Raw genomic sequence first — 19,030 nt, 5'->3', positions numbered from 1 at the left:
CCTAATTATTTGTTTTCTGAGTTTGCTTTTAAAGCCGATAACAAAGGTTCTGTGATCGTGGCTTTTTGCCCTGTTTTAAAGTCAAACATCACCACTTTTGACATGCCAGTGGTGGTTATCGTATTTTGCGCATGGCTAAATACACTGTAATTCATTACAAAGCGGTCAGATTTAATATCACTGATAGTAATACCTACGCTTAATATGTCAGGAAACGTTACAGGGCGTTTGTAGCGAATATTATTTTCACTGATCACAGGGCCAGTGGCTTTAGCATTGATAGTATCAAATAAATTTAATTTATTTAAAAAATCGATTCTGGCTATTTCAAAATAACGAAGATAAACACAGTTATTAACATGCTGTAGGGCATCCATATCGCCCCACGCTACAGTAATGTCGGTATGAATAGGGTGTTGTTGTTTAAACGTTTCCATGTATTTATAGCTCTTGGTTTTAAAGTATTTAGATTAGCAACATGGTCGGATGAGCTCAAGGGAATTATAGTTGGCAAAAATTCTAGGGCTAAAATTGTACCTCCTTGAATTCATGACTATAGTAACTATTAACACACAAGGAGATAACGATGCAGAATATAATTAATTGGTTATTGGCATGCACTGTTTTTATAGCGTCGTTCACTTGTTACGCTATGGGTAATGAGGCAGGAGCGATTATTTTGATTTTACTAGGCTTTTCTTTAGAAGTACTATTTTGGATGTATTGCTTTAATAAGCCCAAGAAAAATAGTCGCTCTTTTTAAATAACAGCAAGCTTGCTAATTAGTAGAGATTCCACAATAATAACTGTATAGATAAACAGTTGTTATTGTGTGATGAAAAAGTTTATTCATATAGACATGGACTGCTTTTATGCAGCCGTTGAGATGCGCGACAACCCCAAGCTTGCAAATGTACCGCTGGCAATTGGCGGTAACAGTCGCCGTGGAGTGCTCTCTACCGCTAATTATATTGCCAGAGAATATGGTGTGCGCTCTGCTATGTCTAACTATCATGCCAAACAGCTTTGCCCCGATTTAGTTATTGTGCCGGGGAGAATGGCTGTTTATAAACAAGTATCAACTCAAATCCGCGCTATATTTAACCGCTATACAGATCTTGTAGAGCCTCTTTCACTTGATGAAGCGTACCTAGATGTTACCGACAGTACTGCATTTAAAGGCAGTGCAACGTTAATTGCAGAGCAAATCCGCACCGATATTTTTAATACCACAGGGCTGACCGCTTCTGCGGGGATTGCGCCAATTAAATTTATAGCCAAAATTGCTAGCGATGAAAATAAACCCAATGGCCAATTTGTAGTATTGCCTGAGCAAGTTGACTCGTTTTTAGCCCAATTACCACTAGGTAAAATTCCAGGAGTGGGTAAGGTAACCTTGGAGAAGCTTAATTTAAAAGGGTTGTACACGGGCCAAGATGTTCGCGAAAAAGGGGCTAATTGGATGCAGCAACATGTGGGAAATTTTGGCGTGTCGTTATATCAAAAATGTATGGGGGAGCATATAGGGCGGGTTTCAACTGAGCGGATTCGTAAGTCATTGAGCGTGGAGCATACTTATGAATACAACAAAAATAGTCTTGATGAGTGCTTGGAGCAATTACCGCAACTGTTAGATGAGCTCGAGGTTAGATTAAACAAACAACAGCTGCAAAATAAAATTAACAAGTTAAGTGTTAAAGTTAAATTTGCTAATTTTGTTGTGACCTCAGCAGATCAAGCGAATCATCAATTAAACACGGCTATTTTTAAAGAGTTACTCGCCAAAGCCTATCAACGTGGATTACAACAACCTGTGCGTTTATTAGGAATAGGTGTTGGCATTAAAAACCAACCAGAGCATAATTTACAGCTGAGTATTTTAGACGTGTAAAAGCTGTAACTCTAGGTTGCCAGTAAGTATGCAGATTACCGCAGTTTACTGGTTATAAATTGCTAAATAAATAATAATAGGGGCTACGTTTTCTAACAGGATCCTTTTTTATGGCATATCCAAAAGCAGTGCTGGCTCAGCCAGTTAGTGCAAGCCTAGATTGTGCATCACACGATGCACTAATTATTATCAGCGATGACTTTTCTCACATACCAAATACGCCTCTGCGCGATGCAATTTTAAATCAAGCTCAAGTAGACTCTCGCATAGGTAATCAAGTTACCTTGCTAGTAATTGCCGGTAAACGTGTTGTGATAGCCCCTACAGGCCCTTTAAATAGAGATTATGATGATGTACGTCGCTATTTTGATGCGGCTAAATTAGCCATTAACGAGGCTAAAGCGTCAGGCAGTGTTAACCCCGCTATTTACTTACCTGCTTTAAATACCGACAGCCGTTACCAATACGCGCTAGAAGTGGCCTATTTAGGCGCATGCCAAGCATTATGGCAGCCTCTTGAAGCACGTGAATTTCATGGTCATGGTATTGAGCCAATTACTCAAATCGGTTTAATTGATGCCAATGAGCAAACGATTAAAGCAGTCAATGCATTAGCAGCTGGACAATATGCTGCACGTGATTTATGTGGTACCGAGCCTGAACGTATGGCACCACCACGCTTTGCTGATTACTGTAGCGAACTATTTAATAATAGCGCAGTGAGCGTTGATGTGATTGATGACTTGGCTGCCATTGATAAACACTATCCGATGCTAAGTACTGTTGCTCGTGCATCTTATGCAGTAGAGCGTCATCATCCACGCGTTGTTAAACTTGAATATGTACCAGAGGGTGAAGTAACGCGCACACTGATGTTTGTTGGTAAAGGCTTAGTTTATGACACAGGCGGTGCGGATTTAAAAGTAGGCGGCTACATGGCAGGTATGAGCCGAGATAAAGGCGGTGCGGCTTCTGTGGCTGGATTTATGAAAGCAGTTGCTGATTACCAGCCTAAAGGCGTTAAAGTGATTGCCTTTTTAGCGGTGGTACGTAACTCAATTGGTTCAGATTGTTTTGTTCCTGATGAAATCATTACTAGCCGTGAAGGTGTGCGAGTGCGCATTGGTAACACTGATGCCGAGGGGCGTCTAGCGATGGGTGATTTACTTAGTGAAATGAAAGATTTGGCTGTAAACGAAATAAACCCAACGCTGTTTACTGTGGCTACTTTAACAGGGCATGCTGCACGTGCGATGGGACCATATGGTGCTTATGTAGAAAATGGGCCAGCACGTAGTGCTAATATTTCACGTCAATTAGCTGATTGTGGTGATTTATGGGCTGACGGTGCTGAAGTATCACGTTCACGTCGTGAAGATTATGACTTTATAAAACCACGTACTTTAGCCGATGATGTGCTTTCTAGTAATAATGCGGCTTCTGCCGTCACAGCGCGCGGTCATCAATTCCCTATGGCATTTTTAGCTGTGGTAGGCGGGTTAGATAAGCATGGTAATGAGTCTACTTTACCACTTCCTTATGTGCATATGGATATTGCCGGTAGTGGTGTTGAAGGTGGTGATTGGCAACATGGTAAACCAACTGCGGCCTCAGTAAGCAGTTTATTTGCCCGCTACTGTTTATAATTCTCTATAAATAAGTCTAAAAAGCCCTGAAGATCAGGGCTTTTTAATTGGTGAAAGGTATTAATTAACCTGAACTTTGGTTAAGAGATTTACTAACGTATTGAATCAAAATGATATTTATGTTTAATTTTCTCTAGCTAGAGATTTTCAGTGAAAACAAGGCGAAATTACGCGTCAATAGCTAGCCTATTGCAAGTAAATTCAACGCAGTTAGCGCTGAAAATAGCTGCTTGAGATAGATTTATTATCCGGAATTCAGGTTAACTCAGCTTAAAGCGCGATACCACGCTAGATAATTCAACACTGCTTTGTTTGAGTTTGTCGCTGGCAAGGGTTAAATCCTTCGTATTACCTAATGATTGCTCCGTTGATTGCGATAGATCGTTAATTCTTAAGTTCACTTCATCTGCGGCCGATGTTTGCTGCTCTGTTGCTCTTGCAATTTGGCCGTTCATATCGGTGATCACCGCTACTAACCTGTCTATTTCATCCAGTGATGTATTTGCTGAAGAGGCTTGTTCAACCGTAGAAATAGAAATTTCTTGGCTAGATTTTACCGCCTCAACTGCGGCTTTAGCGCCTTCTTGCAGTTTAGCTATCATGGCTTGAATTTCATCCGTGCTTTTACCCGTTCGACTTGCTAAGGTTCTTACTTCATCGGCTACGACGGCAAAGCCTCTACCATGTTCACCTGCCCGTGCAGCCTCAATGGCTGCATTGAGTGCCAACAGGTTAGTTTGCTCTGCAATACTTCTTATTACATCAAGCACCGAACCAATATTATTACTCTCTTGAGCAAGATCAGCGGTTACTTTGCTTACGGTTTCTATATTACTCGAGAGGGTTTCAATGGCGATAATCGTTTTAGATACCACATTTTTACCCGTTGATGCATTACTGGCAGTATCATTTGCGGCTTGTTCAGCGGCTTCGGCATTACGGCTAACATCATGAATTTGATGAGTCATTTCCTCCATTGCAGCGGCTACTTGGGTGCTACTGTCGTTTTGAAGCTCAATAAACGACTGGCTGGTTTTGCTAGAATCATCTACAGCATGGGCATGCTCGTTTACATCGTTTGCGCTTTTGGCAACTAGTACTAAAGACTCTCTAATTTTAGAGACAAATAAATTAAATGATCTCGAAAGTTGAGATATTTCATCATTACCATTTTCGTTGAGAGTACGAGTTAAATCCCCCTCACCTTGAGAGATATCTTTCATCATCTGCGCTGCTAAACGAGTCGGCGTTAAAATGCTTCGGCCAATAAAGTAGCTAAATAACACCACCACAATAATCATAATAACAACGTTGATAATGATGATAGTGCGCTGCTGCGAAAAGGCACTGTCTATGGTATCAAGATAAACTCCCGAGCCGATTATCCATTGCCACTGATCAAAACCTTTAACAAACGCAATTTTATCTACGGGGTTGTCATTACCGGGCTTTGGCCATTTATAAGGCACATAACCTTCGCCGGATTGTTTTACAACGCTAACCATCTCAACAAATAACGGGGTGCCATCAGGGTCTTTATTATTAGTTAAATCTTTTCCCTCAAGAGCTGGTTTTATTGGGTGCATTACCATCGCCGGCTGGTAATTATTGATCCAAAAATAGTTAGTGTCATCGTAGCGCAATGAGCGGATTGATGCGATTGCTTGAGACTGTGCTTGTTGGCGAGTAAGAGTTTGGTTTTGTTCAAGGGCTGCATAGTGCTTAATAGTACTATATGCAGTTTCTACCACATTTTTAGTTTTAAGGTATTGCTCGTTTTTGAGCGCTTGGTATTGATTACTCAAGCTCGAAATACTCAATACAATTAAACCAAATATTACAATCCCTACTAAAATGGCTAGACGTTGAAATATAGTAAAACGACGGAGATTTAGCATAAACATGTTCCTGTATAAGAGCATTACTTCTCTTTAATAAGCATAGTTAAAATATAGGCTAATAGAGCTTTATTTTCATAATATTGAATTTTTATATTTAGTTGTTAGTGGTTAATTTAAATACAATACAAGTTGCGCGCTCAGGCTTAGATTTTTAGTTACCCTATGCTCAAATTGATTTAATTATTGTTTGCTGACGTTTCAATATATCTTATTTGCATAAAAAAAGGCTGATACTTGTATCAGCCTTTAGTCGAATAATTAACCTAACGTTAGTTAATTTGTATTAAAATTACGGTTAAAGAAGTTAGTAATAGTTTGATGTAAATGAGTTTGAACTTGTTTACCGCGAAGACTATGTTTTGAGCCTGGGTAAGTCATCATTTCAAACTGTTGATTGTTATCTTGCAGCTGTTTAAACAATTTTGTTGCATGGGTAAACAACACGTTGTCATCGGCCATACCATGGTAAATCATTAATGGGCCTTTAAGGCCTTCAGCATATGGGAAAACAGCACTGTCGGTATAACCTTGCGCATTTGTATCAGGGTGACCCAAGTAACGCTCGGTGTAGTGAGTATCGTATAAGGCCCAGTCAGTTACAGGTGCGCCTGAAACACCAGCACTAAAGTAATCGCCTGCTTTAAACATGGTCATTAGCGCCATATAACCACCGTAGCTGTGACCATAAATACCAATGCGTGCAGGGTCTACGTAATCAAGTGTACGTAAAAACTCAACGCCTTTAATCTGATCAGCTACTTCAACAACACCTAAATTTTTATATATTGCATCTTCAAACTTTTTACCACGATTATAAGAGCCGCGGTTATCTAGTTGAAAAATAACATAACCTTGTTGCGCCATATATTGAAAATATAAGTTTTTACTACGCCAACTATTAGTTACTCGCTGAGCATGAGGGCCGCCATACACGTTAACAATAACCGGGTGCTTTTTACCCTTAGCCATGTTTGTAGGTTTAAATAAACGGTAATGCATAACTTGGCCGTCTTCAGCGGTAATAGTACCGTACTCAGGCTGTGCTAAATCGGTTAAAAAGGGAGTTAGTGGGTGAGAGTCGTCTAGTTTATTCTCTTCAAGCCACGTAATAAACTCACCATTGATTTTGCGCAGCGCTGCTGAATTTGGCTTATTCACCGATGAACTAGTGTCAATGAAGGTTTTGTTATCTTTTGCCAGTACAACATTGTGGTATTGGCCTTTTTCAGTTATACGCTTAATTGCTCCTTTTTTAAATAAAGGCGCACTGTATAAGTGGCTTTCAAGCGCAGTATCTTTACGCGCTGCAAAGTAAACTATACCATTTTTTTCATCTACGCCTTTTAAGCTATCAACAACCCAGTCACCAGCTGTTATTTGACGAATAAGTTGGCCATTATTACCGTACAAATAAAGGTGCTTAAATCCATCTCGCTCCGAGGCCCACACAAAATGCTTTTTATCTTTTAAAAACTCAAGATCAAAATGTAGGTTTATCCAAGTATCGCTTTTTTCAGTTAATGCGACGGTTTGCTGTTTTGTTTTACTGTTGTAAAAGCGTAATTCTAAATTGTGCTGAGAACGATTTTGCCACTGGTAAGACAGGGTGTTGCTATCGTTTAACCATTTAGCACGAGCGATATAAATATCTTTATTTTCACCTAAGTCAATCCAGTCAACCATTTGGTCATTAAGCTTTACAACGCCAAGTTGAATGTCAACATTGTTAGTGCCAGTAAATGGGTAGCGCTGATTAAATAGCTTTACTTCATCAGCATAAATTTCGTTACGAATCGCTTCTTGAACAGGGCTTTCATCAACGCGAGTAAAGGCGATTTTAGATTCATCATTTGCCCACCAATAACCGGTCATGCGGCTCATTTCTTCTTGCGCCACAAATTCGGCCATACCGTTTTTAATAACGCCACCGCCATCTTTACTTAATTGAATTTCTTTACCAGATGCCAGTTCTAATGCGAAGAGGTTTTGCTCACGAACAAACGACACAAAATTACCTTTTGGAGAAAAGCGCGCATCGGTTTCAAATGCTTCAGTGTTAGTCAGCTTTTTACTATTTTTTGTTTTTAAGTCGAAGTAATAAAGGTCGCCATTAAGAGGAAATAATAACGCTTTACCATCTTTTGACCATTTGTATTCAAGAATACCTTTTCCAAAAATACGCTGGCGTTCACGGCGTGCTTTTTCTTCATCTGACAGATTTTCTGGGCCTGAAAATAATTGCGCTGAATCAACGAGCAATCGATTGGTGTTATCTTTTAAATTATATTCCCATAAATCATAGCGGTTATAGTCATCTGCTTTACCTTGTAAGTAGGTAACACGGCTACCATCGGGAGAAAACTTAAGTTGTACCGGAGATTTGCCAGCTAAGCTTGGATCATCAAATATACGCTCAAGCGTTAACGGCTTTGCTTGAACGCTTAATGCGCCCGCCATCAGGGGGATTGCCAGTGAGAGGTGTTTTAGTTTTTTTAACACAGGATTGCCTTTACTTACATAAAATTATCCCCGATGGTAAAGCACAAGCGTGTGCAACTGCAACTAAATGCTATAAAGTGTGAAGTAAAATAACCTAAGGATTTAACATGCGCGAAACATCATTTACCTTAGCCCCAGAGCTGACAAGAGATTGTATTGAACTGGCCGATTGGCCTCTTTGTAAGGTATTACTACTAAATGACAGCCAATACCCATGGTTTATATTAGTTCCTAGAATAGCGGGTTTAAAAGAGATAATAGATTTAACCGAGCAGCAACAAATTACTTATTTACAAGAGTCGGCTAAGCTCAGTCATTTATTAATTGAGGTGTTTAATCCTGATAAGTTAAATGTGGCCGCGCTTGGCAATATGGTTCCGCAATTACATATTCATCATATAGCGCGTTTTAAAACAGATATTGCATGGCCTGCGCCGGTATGGGGCAAGTTTCCAAGTGTCCCTTATACTAATGAGCAGATAGAGCAATTAAAAACGCATTTTTAAAATCAGAATGGGTTACTTTGAGGAGATAGTATGAAATTAATAAAACAACTCTGCACTAGTGTATTTATAGCAGCCATTGCTGTTTCAACAGTAATAGCGAGCGAGCAGCCGGTAGCTACGGATGTAGTAAATAACGTTAGCATTAAAAACTTTGCAGCACATAACAACCTGATTTTTTCAGCAGCGCAACCGACTAAAGAGCAGTTTAAGCAATTATCGCAAGCCAAGGTAAAGCATGTTATTAATTTACGTGCAGCAGATGAGCAAGACTGGGATGAAGGCGCGTTAGTCAACTCTTTAGGAATGAGCTACCACGTAATTGAGATTGCGGGTGCAAAAGACGTAAACACTGATAATGCAAAGCAGTTAGCCAATCTTTTAGAGCAACTTAAAGGTGAGTCGGTGGTTGTTCATTGTGCAAGTAGCAACCGTGTTGGCGCGTTAATGGCTATTTCAGCCCATCAGCAAGGTACAGATATAGAGTATGCGATTGAAATCGGTAAGCAGTGGGGAATGGCAAGCCTTGAACCGGTTGTACGCAAAGTGATGAATGACAAATAAGCATACTGATAAGTAATAAAAAAGCGTTACAATGTAACGCTTTTTTATTTAATTAGCTTTTGTTAATTAAGGCCAAGCACATCTTTGCCTTGTTTGAAGGTCACATCTACAGGGATGTTCGCTTTGCTTAACTTTTCTAAATCTTTAGCAAGTTCCGCTTTAATATCGCCATGAGTGGCAATAAGTTGATCTACTTTTTCGTAATCACCGTCACCTTGTAGAGTTAAAATAAGGCGCGATAACTTTGCCATAGCATCCCCCATTTTATCCATGTTGATGCTATAAAGCCCGTCTTCATTTTTAGAAAAAGCACCTTCTTGAGCAAAAAAGTTAAAGCGGATCATGTTTGCTTTACCATGTGCACTTGAGGCACCGAAGCGCACTGAGCGGAAAATACCCGCCATAAAGGTGGTGTAGTAATCTTCTAACGTCCCTTCAGTGATCTCACCTTTTTTAAGTAACTGTTCAACCATGTATAAACCAAGAATATCGGCTTTACCTTCTTCTAAAGCACTAGCATGTTCTTGAAGTGATTGGCGAACGGTACCTTTACCCGTTAAGGTGTTTTTAATCCCTAAACCGTGAGCCACTTCATGGAACATGGTATTGGCAAAAAATGCATCAAAGGTAATGTGTTTGCGTTGCTCTGGCACAATTAACTGCTCTGAGATAGGCACTAAAATTTTATCAAACTTCGCACGCATTGCGTTTTTAAGCTGTAAACGACGTGTGCCTTTTTCTAATTGCACTTGCTCATCATTGGGCAAGTTAATTGCAATGGTTTTACTGCCAGCATTTGAGTGCCCAGCATAATAAACAACATCATAGGCATTTAAGTCGGCATCTGAGCCCGGTACTTCTTGCTTGTATTTGCTATCGACAGGTAAGCCTTTTTGCAACTCAGGTAAAAACGCTGCAAATTTCGCTAGTCGCTCGCTCCACTTTAAATCTTTAATAAGAACATACGATTCATAAGCTGCGCGGTAACCAAATAATTGGTCTTCGTAGTTTTCAATTGGGCCAATAACGACATCAATTGGATTATTTTTCATATCCATCCAAGCGAAGTCAGAGGCTTGGAAGTCATCGCTTTGTATTGCGTCAGCTCGTAAGTTTAAGTAGTTGGCGAATTCTTGATCGTCGGCTAGTTTGCTGGCTTCTCTAAGTAACTCTGCAGCTTGAGCAAGCTCTACTGCATACTCTTCTGAATAAGGTGTGCTGTATAAATTACCAAGCTCATCGCGTTTAATCAGTGAGTAAAGACCTGTTTTATCTTTTACATCAGCGTTAGTAAGCTCTTCTTTGGTGATGTCGGCTGGGTAAAAGCCTGCACCAAGCGGTTTTTCTTTATAGCCTGATAAGAATACTTCATCGCCGTTTAAGCGATCCCATGGGCCATAGTTAATATCAGCAAACTGACGTACTTTTTCATCATCTAGTTGTGCTAAAAAGTCTTTTTTATCTTTACCAAATGCTTGCTTCCAGAATAAATCATCCATAATTTTTGAAGCATCAATAAGTTTAGCTACCATAGCTTTTTGATTGTCAGACAAGTGTGATAAGTCACTTTGTAAACTAAAGTCTGTGTATATGTCTAAGCGTTGACGGTCAATATTAACAAGCGCTGGCCCTGAAGGCGTTTGAGAAGCCGTTGGCGCTGAGCTTTGCGGCGTATTACTTGAAGATGGTGCTTGCTCAGAGCAGGCACTAAGAAAAACAGCGCCAGAGAGCAGTATTGCTTGGCTAATTTTATTTAAGATCATTATATTGCCTTTAAAAAGTCTATTTTATAACTTGTATACTGTAAGTTAAGGTACTGAAAGCGTGTTAATGTGCCTTAGCATGTTTGCATTAAAGCAAAACACACTAGCAAATAGCAAGTATTAGGCGTTAGTGCGCATAAATCAGTGGGGCACTAGTAAATAATCAATAATTATCTACAATTTTTTCTACTTTGGGTATATGTTTAGTACTGCTAAGCTTTGAAATAATTAATAATATAAGACTTGCTGTAAAGTGTAGGTCATTAAGCAAAGGGATATTTTATGTCTACAGAAAATGCCTTACTCACAATTTTGGTTGACAGAATTAACAACGACACACTGGTGTTACCTACGTTACCAGAGGTAGCTATTAAGGTTCGTCAAGCCGCTGACAATCCAGATGTAAATTTGATGCAAATGTCAGATGCAATAGCACATGACCCTGCACTGTCTGCGCGAATGATTAAAGTAGCAAATAGTGCCATTATGGGCCGTGCTGTAAAGGTGTCTAACTTACATCAAGCAGTGACACGTATTGGCTTGAGACAAATAAAAAATATAGCTACAGCTATGGCAATGGAGCAGCTGTTTGTATCTAATAATGAGCTAATAAAGGGATACATGGGCAAGGCGTGGCAAAAAACGCTGCATGTGGCCTCGCATTCTATTTCATTGATGGAGTTTTATTTAAAAAGAAATACTCACACTTCGCTTAACCGTGATGCCATTACACTAGCTTCATTGGTTTATAATATTGGGGTGTTACCGATTTTAACTGAGGCTGAGCGACACCCAGAAGTGTTTGCCAATCCGAGTTTTTTAGCGCACGCAATTCAACGCTTAAGCGGTAAAATTGGCGGCTCAATTATGAAAGCATGGGAATTCCCAGACGTGTTTGCAGAAGTTGCACAGCACTGGGCAGATGTTAACTATCGCTCTACTGAAGTGAGTTATATCGACTTCATTCGCATTGGTGCAATCCTTGAGGGAACCCTACAAGTATCAGATAAATCTGCGGCGCTACAAACTTATATTGATAAAGGCATTTTTCCTTCATTAGAAATGTTAGAGAATGAGGAATACTTGCACATGGTTGAAGACGTAAAAGAAATGTTTAGCTAAATTTTTGAACAATAAAAAGCACGATTAGTATCGTGCTTTTTATTTGTAATACTATTTAATAAAGCTTTTACGCTAAATCGTCTGCATCACCTAAGCCTTGAGTAAGCTCTTCAAGAAGCTGTTTAATTTCCTCAGATGCAAGAATAAAGTCAGCGTCTAGTTTAACCGCCATATCTTCTTTAGGAATATCGGCATTTTCTTCTTTAAGTGTTTCGCTATAGCTTAAACGTTTAATTGAACCATCGTTTTGTAGCATAAACTTAACGCGTTCTTGCCAATCCAAGGCAAGCTTAGTCACGCGTTTACCACTTTCAAGGTGTGATTTTACTTCGTCACACGCTAAGTCATGGCCTTTAAGCTTAACTTGGGCTCCACTGTCATCCGCTTCTTCAAGCTCAGCATCTGAGCCAATCGCAAAGCCCTCAGGTGTACTAAAGTTTGTAAGCCAGTCAGTTAAAAATACATCTAAATCATAGTTAGCAAACGCAGGAACAACGGGTAGCGTACCTAATGATTTACGTAATAACGCCAGAAGCTCTTCAGCTTTATTAAAGCTTGCGCTATTAACTACAACCCAACCATTTTCCTGGTCTATGAACGCAAACTGTAGGCTCGACTTTTTAAATGCTTGTGGCAGTAGCGTGTGCAAGATGTTTTCTTTTAATTCATCTTTTTCTTTTTTCTTTACTGGTCGATTTTCTTCAGCTTCAATCTGATCAACCTTCTCTGCAACAAGCTCATTTATTACAGATGCCGGTAACACTTTCTCTTCACGCTTGGCGCAGACTAAAATGCTTTTTTGTGAAAAGTGAGACAAAGTTTCACCATGTTTACCAAATGCTTTTGTCCAGCCAAATGTTGCCAACTCTTGGCCAGTACATGGACGAAATAGATCTTGTTCTAATGCCTTGTCAAAGTCTTCTTGAGTGTATGAAACGTCTTGTTTAAAGCGATAGCATATAAGGTTACTAAACCACATAGGGAAATGATCCATTTAAAAAATTTGTGCAATCATAGCAATAAAAGCCGCTTCTAGAAACGGCTAATCGAGTTTAAAAAGTGGCAGGGGGGATGACATATTTTTAGGGAACGAAATTCGGTAATGTAACCCTTGGTTAGGTTCGCTACTGACTTCAATTTTGCCATTGAGTGTTTGTTTTACGAGGTTAAAAATAATGTGAGCACCTAAGCCGCTGCCACCTTCATCACGCTTTGTGGTGAAGAATGGGTCAAATAAACGCTTAAGTTGAGCCGGTTTCAACCCGATACCATTATCTTGGTAATTAATGACTAAGTCGTTTTCATCGGTATTTACATCTATGGTAATTTGGCCACTGTTTATATTTTCAAAGCCATGCAGTAATGAATTCATAATTAAGTTAGTAAATATTTGGCTGATCACCCCCGCAGGTAAATTAATAATTAAATCATCCGGGCAATGCAGGCGAATACTGTGGGATGTTTTTTTAATTTGCGGATGTAAAGAACGTATAACCTCGTTAATGTAATCCTTAAAGTTAATGGTTCTTAGCGCCTCACTGGCTTGATCAACTGCAATTTGTTTAAAGCTCGTGATTAAGTCAGATGCGCGCTCTAAATTGTGAGAGAGTAGTTGAGCACTTTGTGCTGCATCATTAATAAAGCTCTCCAGTGCTGAAGAGGATAGTGATTTGTTTTTAAACGCAGTTTCTATTTCAGTTAAACGCTCATGTAAAAATGAAGTCGCGGTTACGCCGATACCAATAGGGGTATTAATTTCATGAGTAATACCCGCCACTAAACCGCCTAATACCGCCATTTTTTCTGAGCCAACAAGCTGCTCTTGCGCAAAGCTTAGTTCATCGAGTGAGTTTTGTAGTTGGGTTTGTTTACTTAGCAGCTCTTGCTCGGTTTGCTTTCGTAGGTCAACTTCTTCAGTTAATACTGCTTTTTGGCGTTCGAGTTCATATTTTTGTTGCTGTAGGTCGATCATTGCTTGGCTCAGGTTTGATGTTTTACGCGCTACGTCTTGTTCAAGCTGCAAATTTTGTTGATCTAGTTTTTGATTACTTTCGATTAGGTCATTCTGGGTTTGCTTTAACTCTTTTTTATACTCAACAACTTTAGAGATCAAATTGTTAAAAGAGCGCTCCATTACTTTTAGTTCGTTATTTTCGTCAGTGACAATTTTAACGCGCTGGCCATCGAGCTCTTCTAATTCAAGATATTCAATTTGTTCAGTAAGTTGTGTGAGTGGCTCCGTTAGCAGCTTTCTAAATGCGATTAAAAACAAGATGATTAAAAAGGTGGTTTTAATCATGGCGTTGCCAATTAAAAAGTAAATAGATAGCATAATACGACTAAAAATCACGTCGCGGCTAGAAAATAAAGTCACATCACCTACTTGGGTGGCGCGACCTGAAAATTCAAAAATAAGCGGAAATGTATAACCAAATAAACCTGCTTTGGCGTCTTCTACAATCACGTCTTCTTGGACAAGTTGCTGACTATATAGGTTGTGAATGTTTAGCGCGCGGCCTAATTGAGAAATAATAGCGCCATTATCATCACGAATAATAACCCCTTCAACCATAGGTATATCAAGTAATCCTTCTGCGGTTGTTGTGGTTTGTTTTATATTTAACTCCCAAATTGCTCGGGTTAGACTTCTACCAAATGTTTTTTGCAGTGTGCCGAGCTCATCGCGTATGTAATCTTTGGTATTAACATACTCTGCGAAGATTTGTCCGCAGGTCACCACAAAAGTCAGTATAAAATAAACCGATAAAACTCGTGTGAGTAACTTTGTTGAAAGACTTTTTTGCGGCATGAGGGACTTGTATTTCCTTTAATTATTCAACTATTAGTGTACGCTTATAAACATTAGTTAATAAATCATTAAAAATAAACATATATTTTATTATATTGTTATTTTGCGATCTTAAATAAGGATTACCTCATGAACTTAACAATAAAGCATAGTGTGTTTCGCTAGTTTGTTTTCAAATTAGGTAGAGTTATTTTGCTAATTTTTATTGTGCATTAATGCACTTTATTGATAACGTTAGTAAAAGATACAGTAAATAACCTGCTCGCTACTTATGTTGGTTATATTTTTGACTTTTTGCTGCCTGAGTAAGCAAATTAATTTTAGCGTGGGTTTAGGTGTTTTATATGAGTTTAATTAAATTGTCATTATGATGCGTTTTTCTATTTTAGTCTGTGATGACTCAACTGTTGCTCGTAAACAAGTGATCCGCTGTTTAAATGAGTGTATTGATGCTGATATTCAACAGGCAACCAATGGTAAAGAAGCCTTGGCGTTATTACACCATAAGCATTTTGATCTCTTATGCCTCGATTTAACCATGCCTGAAGTGGATGGGATTGCAGTGCTTGAGCAGGTCAAAGCAAATAAAATAGAAACTTATGTATTGGTAATTTCTGCAGATATTCAACAAAAAATGCGAGATCGCGTAGCGCAACTCGGCGCAATCGATTTTATTCACAAACCGATTAATAAAGCACAACTTAACGACGTTTTGCATAAGTTTGGCATTTATTAATAAAATTCATGATGAAAAAGACTGTTTTATCTTCTAATTTAGGGTTGACAGAATAGCCTTTGTTAAGGCAGTCTTAAGCTATGAAAACATTTAGTCTTGTAACGACCATTATTATTACAACCACCATTCTTACTGGATAGTGGCATAGGTCGGTGCAACAAATTTAAAGGCCTGTGTTCACTTAGAACACAGGCCTTTTTTCGTTTTATGGAATGAGGAAACATAAAAATGCGCGTTTTAAAATTTGGTGGCTCATCGCTCGCTGACTTTGCCTGTTTAGAGCAAGTAGCTGCTCTAGCTAAGGCACAATTAAAAGATGAAATGTTACTGGTGCTTTCAGCGCCTGGCGGTATGACAGATTCGCTTGTTGCGCTGGCTAGTGCCGCAGAGCAGGGGCTGGATTTCAACCCGTTGTGGGATGCACTTGTTACCCGCTGCAATGCTTTAAAAGCAGCTGTAGAGGAAAAACAAGGAACAGTTCAAAACTGGCCAGACTTTAACGAATTGAAAAATAAGCTTGATGGGGTTGCACTTATTAAGTGTTGCCCAGACAAAATCAGGGCTTTTATTATTAGCTTTGGTGAACGTGTTAGCGTATCGCTAATGCAAAGCTTACTAGCCGATCATAACGCGCATTATTTACAAGCAACAGACTGTATTGTTTCAACGGGTGGACACATTGACGCTGAGGCCGATTTAGTCGCCAGTAAAGCCCGTTTTCAAGCGGTACTAAAAGAGTCACCAGCAACGGTTTACATCATGCCTGGATTTACTGCAAGTAACGATAAAGGTGAGCTCACAACACTTGGTCGAAATGGCTCTGATTATTCAGCGGCGATTGCTGCAGCGTGTTTAGAGGCGCAAGTGTGCCAAATATGGACTGACGTTGATGGTGTATACAGCGCCGATCCGCGTTATATCAAAAAAGCCACTAAGGTTGATTTCCTATCTTACAAAGAGGCGATGGAGCTTTCTTATTTTGGCGCTAAAGTGTTGCACCCTAAAACTATCCTACCGTGTGCAAAAGCTGGAGTGCCATGCGAAATTAAAAACACTCATAACCCAGATGCACAAGGCTCATTAATTAGTAACGATACGGTATCTGATGAGCCAGTAAAAGCACTCTCAAGCCTACAAAACTTAGCTATGTTGACCGTTTCAGGTCCTGGTATGAAGGGCAAAGTGGGTATGGCATCGAAAGTATTTAATGCATTAGCGCATGATAACGTGTCAATCGTCCTGATCACTCAATCATCATGTGAATTTAGCATCAGTTTTTGTGTTCATGAAAGTGATTTAAACCTAGCGTTAAGTGCGTTGCAAGTGGCCTTTGACTTAGAGTCAAAAGCTGGCTTAATTGAGCCGGTAAATGTGCAACGTAATTTAGCAATAGTAACGCTAGTGGGCGATAACATGCGCGCACATAAAGGCTTAGCTGCTAAGTTTTTTGCATCGCTTGCTCAAGCACAAGTAAACATTGTTGCCATAGCGCAAGACTCAACTGAAAGCGCTATTTCTGCGGTTATTGATGGTGAGTTGTGTAATGACGCGGTTAAAATCTGTCATGAAAACTTTTTCACTCATGTGCCTTCAATCGATGTGTTTTTATTGGGATGTGGCTTAGTCGGTCAAGAGCTAATAAATCAGCTTGAACGTCAACAAGCATGGCTTGAAAAGCGTAATATTAAATTAAACCTATACGGTGTGGCTAATTCTCGTCAATTACACCTTGATGGTGAAGGCATTGCTTTTGATGATTGGCAACAAAAACTAACGCAATCAGAGCAAGCATTTGATTTAAAATTAGTAGAACAGTTTGTTAAGCAAAACCACTTGGTTAACCCTGTGCTAGTTGATTGTACTTCATCAGATGCCTTGGCTTCGCAATACGTCGATTTTTTAAATGCGGGTTTCCACGTTGTGGCTGCCAATAAAAAAGCCACCACGAGCTCATATACGTATTACCAAGATTTAATTGCAGCAACACATAAAAATAATCGTAAGTTTTTATACGAAACTAACGTAGGTGCAGGTTTACCTGTAATCGATAACTTGCAATCGTTGTTTGGTGCAGGTGATGAGTTACTTGAGTTTAGTGGTATTTTATCAGGCTCGCTTTCATACATGTTTGGTGCACTAGAAGATGGTTTATCACTTTCTGAAGCAACAATTAAAGCCAAAGAAAGCGGCTTTACAGAGCCCGATCCGCGCGATGACTTATCGGGAACTGACGTAGCACGTAAATTACTGATCATTGCACGTGAAGCCGGTATGAAATTAGAGCTTAGCGATATTGAAGTGGAGTCGGTTTTACCGCCAGGTTTTGCCCAAGGTGACAATGTTGAGCAGTTTATGGCGAAATTACCTAGCTTAGATGCTGGTTTTAACGACCGTGTTCAAAGTGCAGCAAGTGAAGGTAAAGTACTTCGCTATGTAGGCACAATTAAAAATGGACACTGTAAAGTAGGTATTGAAGCGGTAGATTCATCACACGCATTAAGTGTAATTCGTGATGGTGAAAATGCGCTGGCTATTTTAAGCCAATACTACCAACCACGTCCGTTTGTTATCCGTGGTTATGGCGCAGGCTCTGCAGTAACTGCTGCGGGTGTATTTGCCGATATTCTTAAAACACTATCACGCTAGGGGGCGGTTATGATTGAAGTTTATGCGCCAGCCTCCATTGGTAATTTTACGGTTGGTTTTGACTCCCTCGGTGCGGCGTTAGCCCCAATTGATGGCAGCTTGCTGGGGGATGTGGTTACTATATGTGAAGCGCCTCGTGATGAGTTTATTTGTAGTGGCAAATACGCCCATAAACTCCCAAGCGATGCGAATGAAAACTTAGCGTATCAATGTTTAGTGCATTTTCGTACACATGTAGCACCGAATATGCCAGCCGTAAAATTAGAGTTGAAGAAAAACCTGCCTATAGGGTCTGGGTTAGGCTCAAGTGCTTGCTCTGTTGTTGCGGCATTTGCAGCGCTGGATAAGTTTGCTCAAACTAATTTAAGCCAAGTTGAGTTAATAGAGCTAATGGCCGATTTTGAGGGCTTGGTAAGCGGTGGACGTCATTATGACAATATCACTCCTTGTTATCTTGGTGGCTTACAATTAACGGGCGACTTAATTCCAAATAAATCAATAGCGTTACCTGTTGATGAAAACTGGTATTACGTTGCCGCATTTCCTGGCTTTTCGCTCAATACCGCAAAGGCACGCTCTGTTTTACCAAAAGAGCTAAGTATGCATGCGGGGGTTGAGTTTGCGCAGCGATTATCGGCTTTTAGCAGTTTATTACTGACTTCACGTTTTGATGAGGCGCTTTGTATTATGCAAGACAATATTGCTGAACCACATCGTGCGCCACTAATAAATGGTTTTGATCAAGCCAAACTTAGTTTGCCAGAACTCGGTGCTGAAGTGGTAAGTATTTCAGGCGCAGGGCCGACCTTGTTTAGTGTATGTAAAACGCTTGAAGCGGCAGAGCAATGCGCGCAGTGGCTAGAGGAAAATTACATCAACGAGCAAGGTTTCTGCCATATTTGTAAATTAGATAACGACGGCACGCGTCAATTAACAGCATAAAGGAGCAG

The 19,030-nt window shown here is 39.8% G+C and carries 15 protein-coding genes; 9 read left to right on the top strand and 6 right to left on the bottom strand.

Annotation, left to right across the window (positions count from 1 at the left end):
- Window positions 1–5: 5 nt before the first annotated feature.
- The gene (locus ACZ5WS_RS00165) at window positions 6–437 is read right to left on the bottom strand and encodes an acyl-CoA thioesterase (RefSeq protein WP_138605202.1); all 432 of its coding nucleotides are present in this window, start codon (window positions 435–437) and stop codon (window positions 6–8) included.
- A 149-nt stretch (window positions 438–586) separates the two neighbouring features.
- Here ACZ5WS_RS00165 and ACZ5WS_RS00160 point away from each other — a divergent pair, with 149 nt between their 5' ends.
- The 3 genes from ACZ5WS_RS00160 to ACZ5WS_RS00150 all read left to right on the top strand — a co-directional run bounded on the left by ACZ5WS_RS00160 (window position 587) and on the right by ACZ5WS_RS00150 (window position 3,537).
- Window positions 587–763 (top strand): hypothetical protein, encoded by a 177-nt coding sequence (locus ACZ5WS_RS00160; protein ID WP_178955181.1) that lies wholly within the window; start codon window positions 587–589, stop codon window positions 761–763.
- 72 nt (window positions 764–835) lie between these two features.
- On the top strand, window positions 836–1,891 hold the full coding sequence (dinB, locus tag ACZ5WS_RS00155; RefSeq protein WP_464711518.1) for a DNA polymerase IV: 1,056 nt from the start codon (window positions 836–838) through the stop codon (window positions 1,889–1,891).
- Between the two features lie 110 nt (window positions 1,892–2,001).
- Complete coding sequence (locus ACZ5WS_RS00150) at window positions 2,002–3,537, top strand: M17 family metallopeptidase (RefSeq protein WP_464709807.1); 1,536 nt, start codon at window positions 2,002–2,004, stop codon at window positions 3,535–3,537.
- Between the two features lie 260 nt (window positions 3,538–3,797).
- Here the strand turns inward: ACZ5WS_RS00150 and ACZ5WS_RS00145 are convergent, their stop codons facing one another.
- Together ACZ5WS_RS00145 and ACZ5WS_RS00140 are read right to left on the bottom strand one after the other, a co-directional pair.
- Window positions 3,798–5,435 (bottom strand): methyl-accepting chemotaxis protein, encoded by a 1,638-nt coding sequence (locus ACZ5WS_RS00145; protein WP_178955247.1) that lies wholly within the window; start codon window positions 5,433–5,435, stop codon window positions 3,798–3,800.
- A 276-nt stretch (window positions 5,436–5,711) separates the two neighbouring features.
- On the bottom strand, window positions 5,712–7,937 hold the full coding sequence (locus ACZ5WS_RS00140) for a S9 family peptidase (protein ID WP_464709802.1): 2,226 nt from the start codon (window positions 7,935–7,937) through the stop codon (window positions 5,712–5,714).
- 107 nt (window positions 7,938–8,044) lie between these two features.
- Here ACZ5WS_RS00140 and ACZ5WS_RS00135 point away from each other — a divergent pair, with 107 nt between their 5' ends.
- Window positions 8,045–8,443, top strand: coding sequence for an HIT domain-containing protein (locus tag ACZ5WS_RS00135; RefSeq protein WP_010390912.1), 399 nt, complete (start codon window positions 8,045–8,047; stop codon window positions 8,441–8,443).
- Window positions 8,444–8,473: 30 nt separating this feature from the next.
- Window positions 8,474–9,004: a protein tyrosine phosphatase family protein gene (locus tag ACZ5WS_RS00130; protein WP_290169547.1), complete on the top strand. Its 531-nt coding sequence runs from the start codon at window positions 8,474–8,476 to the stop codon at window positions 9,002–9,004.
- Window positions 9,005–9,066: 62 nt separating this feature from the next.
- On the opposite strand, the gene ACZ5WS_RS00125 is transcribed toward ACZ5WS_RS00130, so the two are convergent.
- Window positions 9,067–10,767: a dipeptidyl-peptidase 3 family protein gene (locus ACZ5WS_RS00125; protein WP_290169549.1), complete on the bottom strand. Its 1,701-nt coding sequence runs from the start codon at window positions 10,765–10,767 to the stop codon at window positions 9,067–9,069.
- Between the two features lie 282 nt (window positions 10,768–11,049).
- Here ACZ5WS_RS00125 and ACZ5WS_RS00120 point away from each other — a divergent pair, with 282 nt between their 5' ends.
- Window positions 11,050–11,889: an HDOD domain-containing protein gene (locus ACZ5WS_RS00120; protein ID WP_198521979.1), complete on the top strand. Its 840-nt coding sequence runs from the start codon at window positions 11,050–11,052 to the stop codon at window positions 11,887–11,889.
- A gap of 67 nt (window positions 11,890–11,956) precedes the next feature.
- Here ACZ5WS_RS00120 and rdgC read toward each other — a convergent pair whose 3' ends face one another.
- Window positions 11,957–12,868 carry a recombination-associated protein RdgC gene (gene rdgC / locus ACZ5WS_RS00115; RefSeq protein ID WP_010390919.1) on the bottom strand — a complete coding sequence of 304 codons (912 nt, stop codon included), beginning with the start codon at window positions 12,866–12,868 and terminating at the stop codon, window positions 11,957–11,959.
- A 63-nt stretch (window positions 12,869–12,931) separates the two neighbouring features.
- Window positions 12,932–14,698, bottom strand: coding sequence for a sensor histidine kinase (locus tag ACZ5WS_RS00110; RefSeq protein ID WP_464709792.1), 1,767 nt, complete (start codon window positions 14,696–14,698; stop codon window positions 12,932–12,934).
- A 367-nt stretch (window positions 14,699–15,065) separates the two neighbouring features.
- On the opposite strand from ACZ5WS_RS00110, the gene ACZ5WS_RS00105 reads away from it, so the two are divergent.
- From ACZ5WS_RS00105 to thrB, 3 genes are all read left to right on the top strand, one after another.
- Complete coding sequence (locus ACZ5WS_RS00105) at window positions 15,066–15,434, top strand: response regulator (RefSeq protein ID WP_138605184.1); 369 nt, start codon at window positions 15,066–15,068, stop codon at window positions 15,432–15,434.
- 228 nt (window positions 15,435–15,662) lie between these two features.
- The gene (thrA, locus tag ACZ5WS_RS00100; RefSeq protein ID WP_464709789.1) at window positions 15,663–18,080 is read left to right on the top strand and encodes a bifunctional aspartate kinase/homoserine dehydrogenase I; all 2,418 of its coding nucleotides are present in this window, start codon (window positions 15,663–15,665) and stop codon (window positions 18,078–18,080) included.
- A 9-nt stretch (window positions 18,081–18,089) separates the two neighbouring features.
- Window positions 18,090–19,022: a homoserine kinase gene (gene thrB, locus ACZ5WS_RS00095; RefSeq protein WP_464709788.1), complete on the top strand. Its 933-nt coding sequence runs from the start codon at window positions 18,090–18,092 to the stop codon at window positions 19,020–19,022.
- Window positions 19,023–19,030: the final 8 nt, after the last annotated feature.

This window comes from Pseudoalteromonas sp. 11L1 (assembly GCF_055397545.1).
The sequence above is the reverse complement of the archived record's forward strand: the minus strand, read 5'-3'. Positions and strand labels throughout refer to the sequence as shown.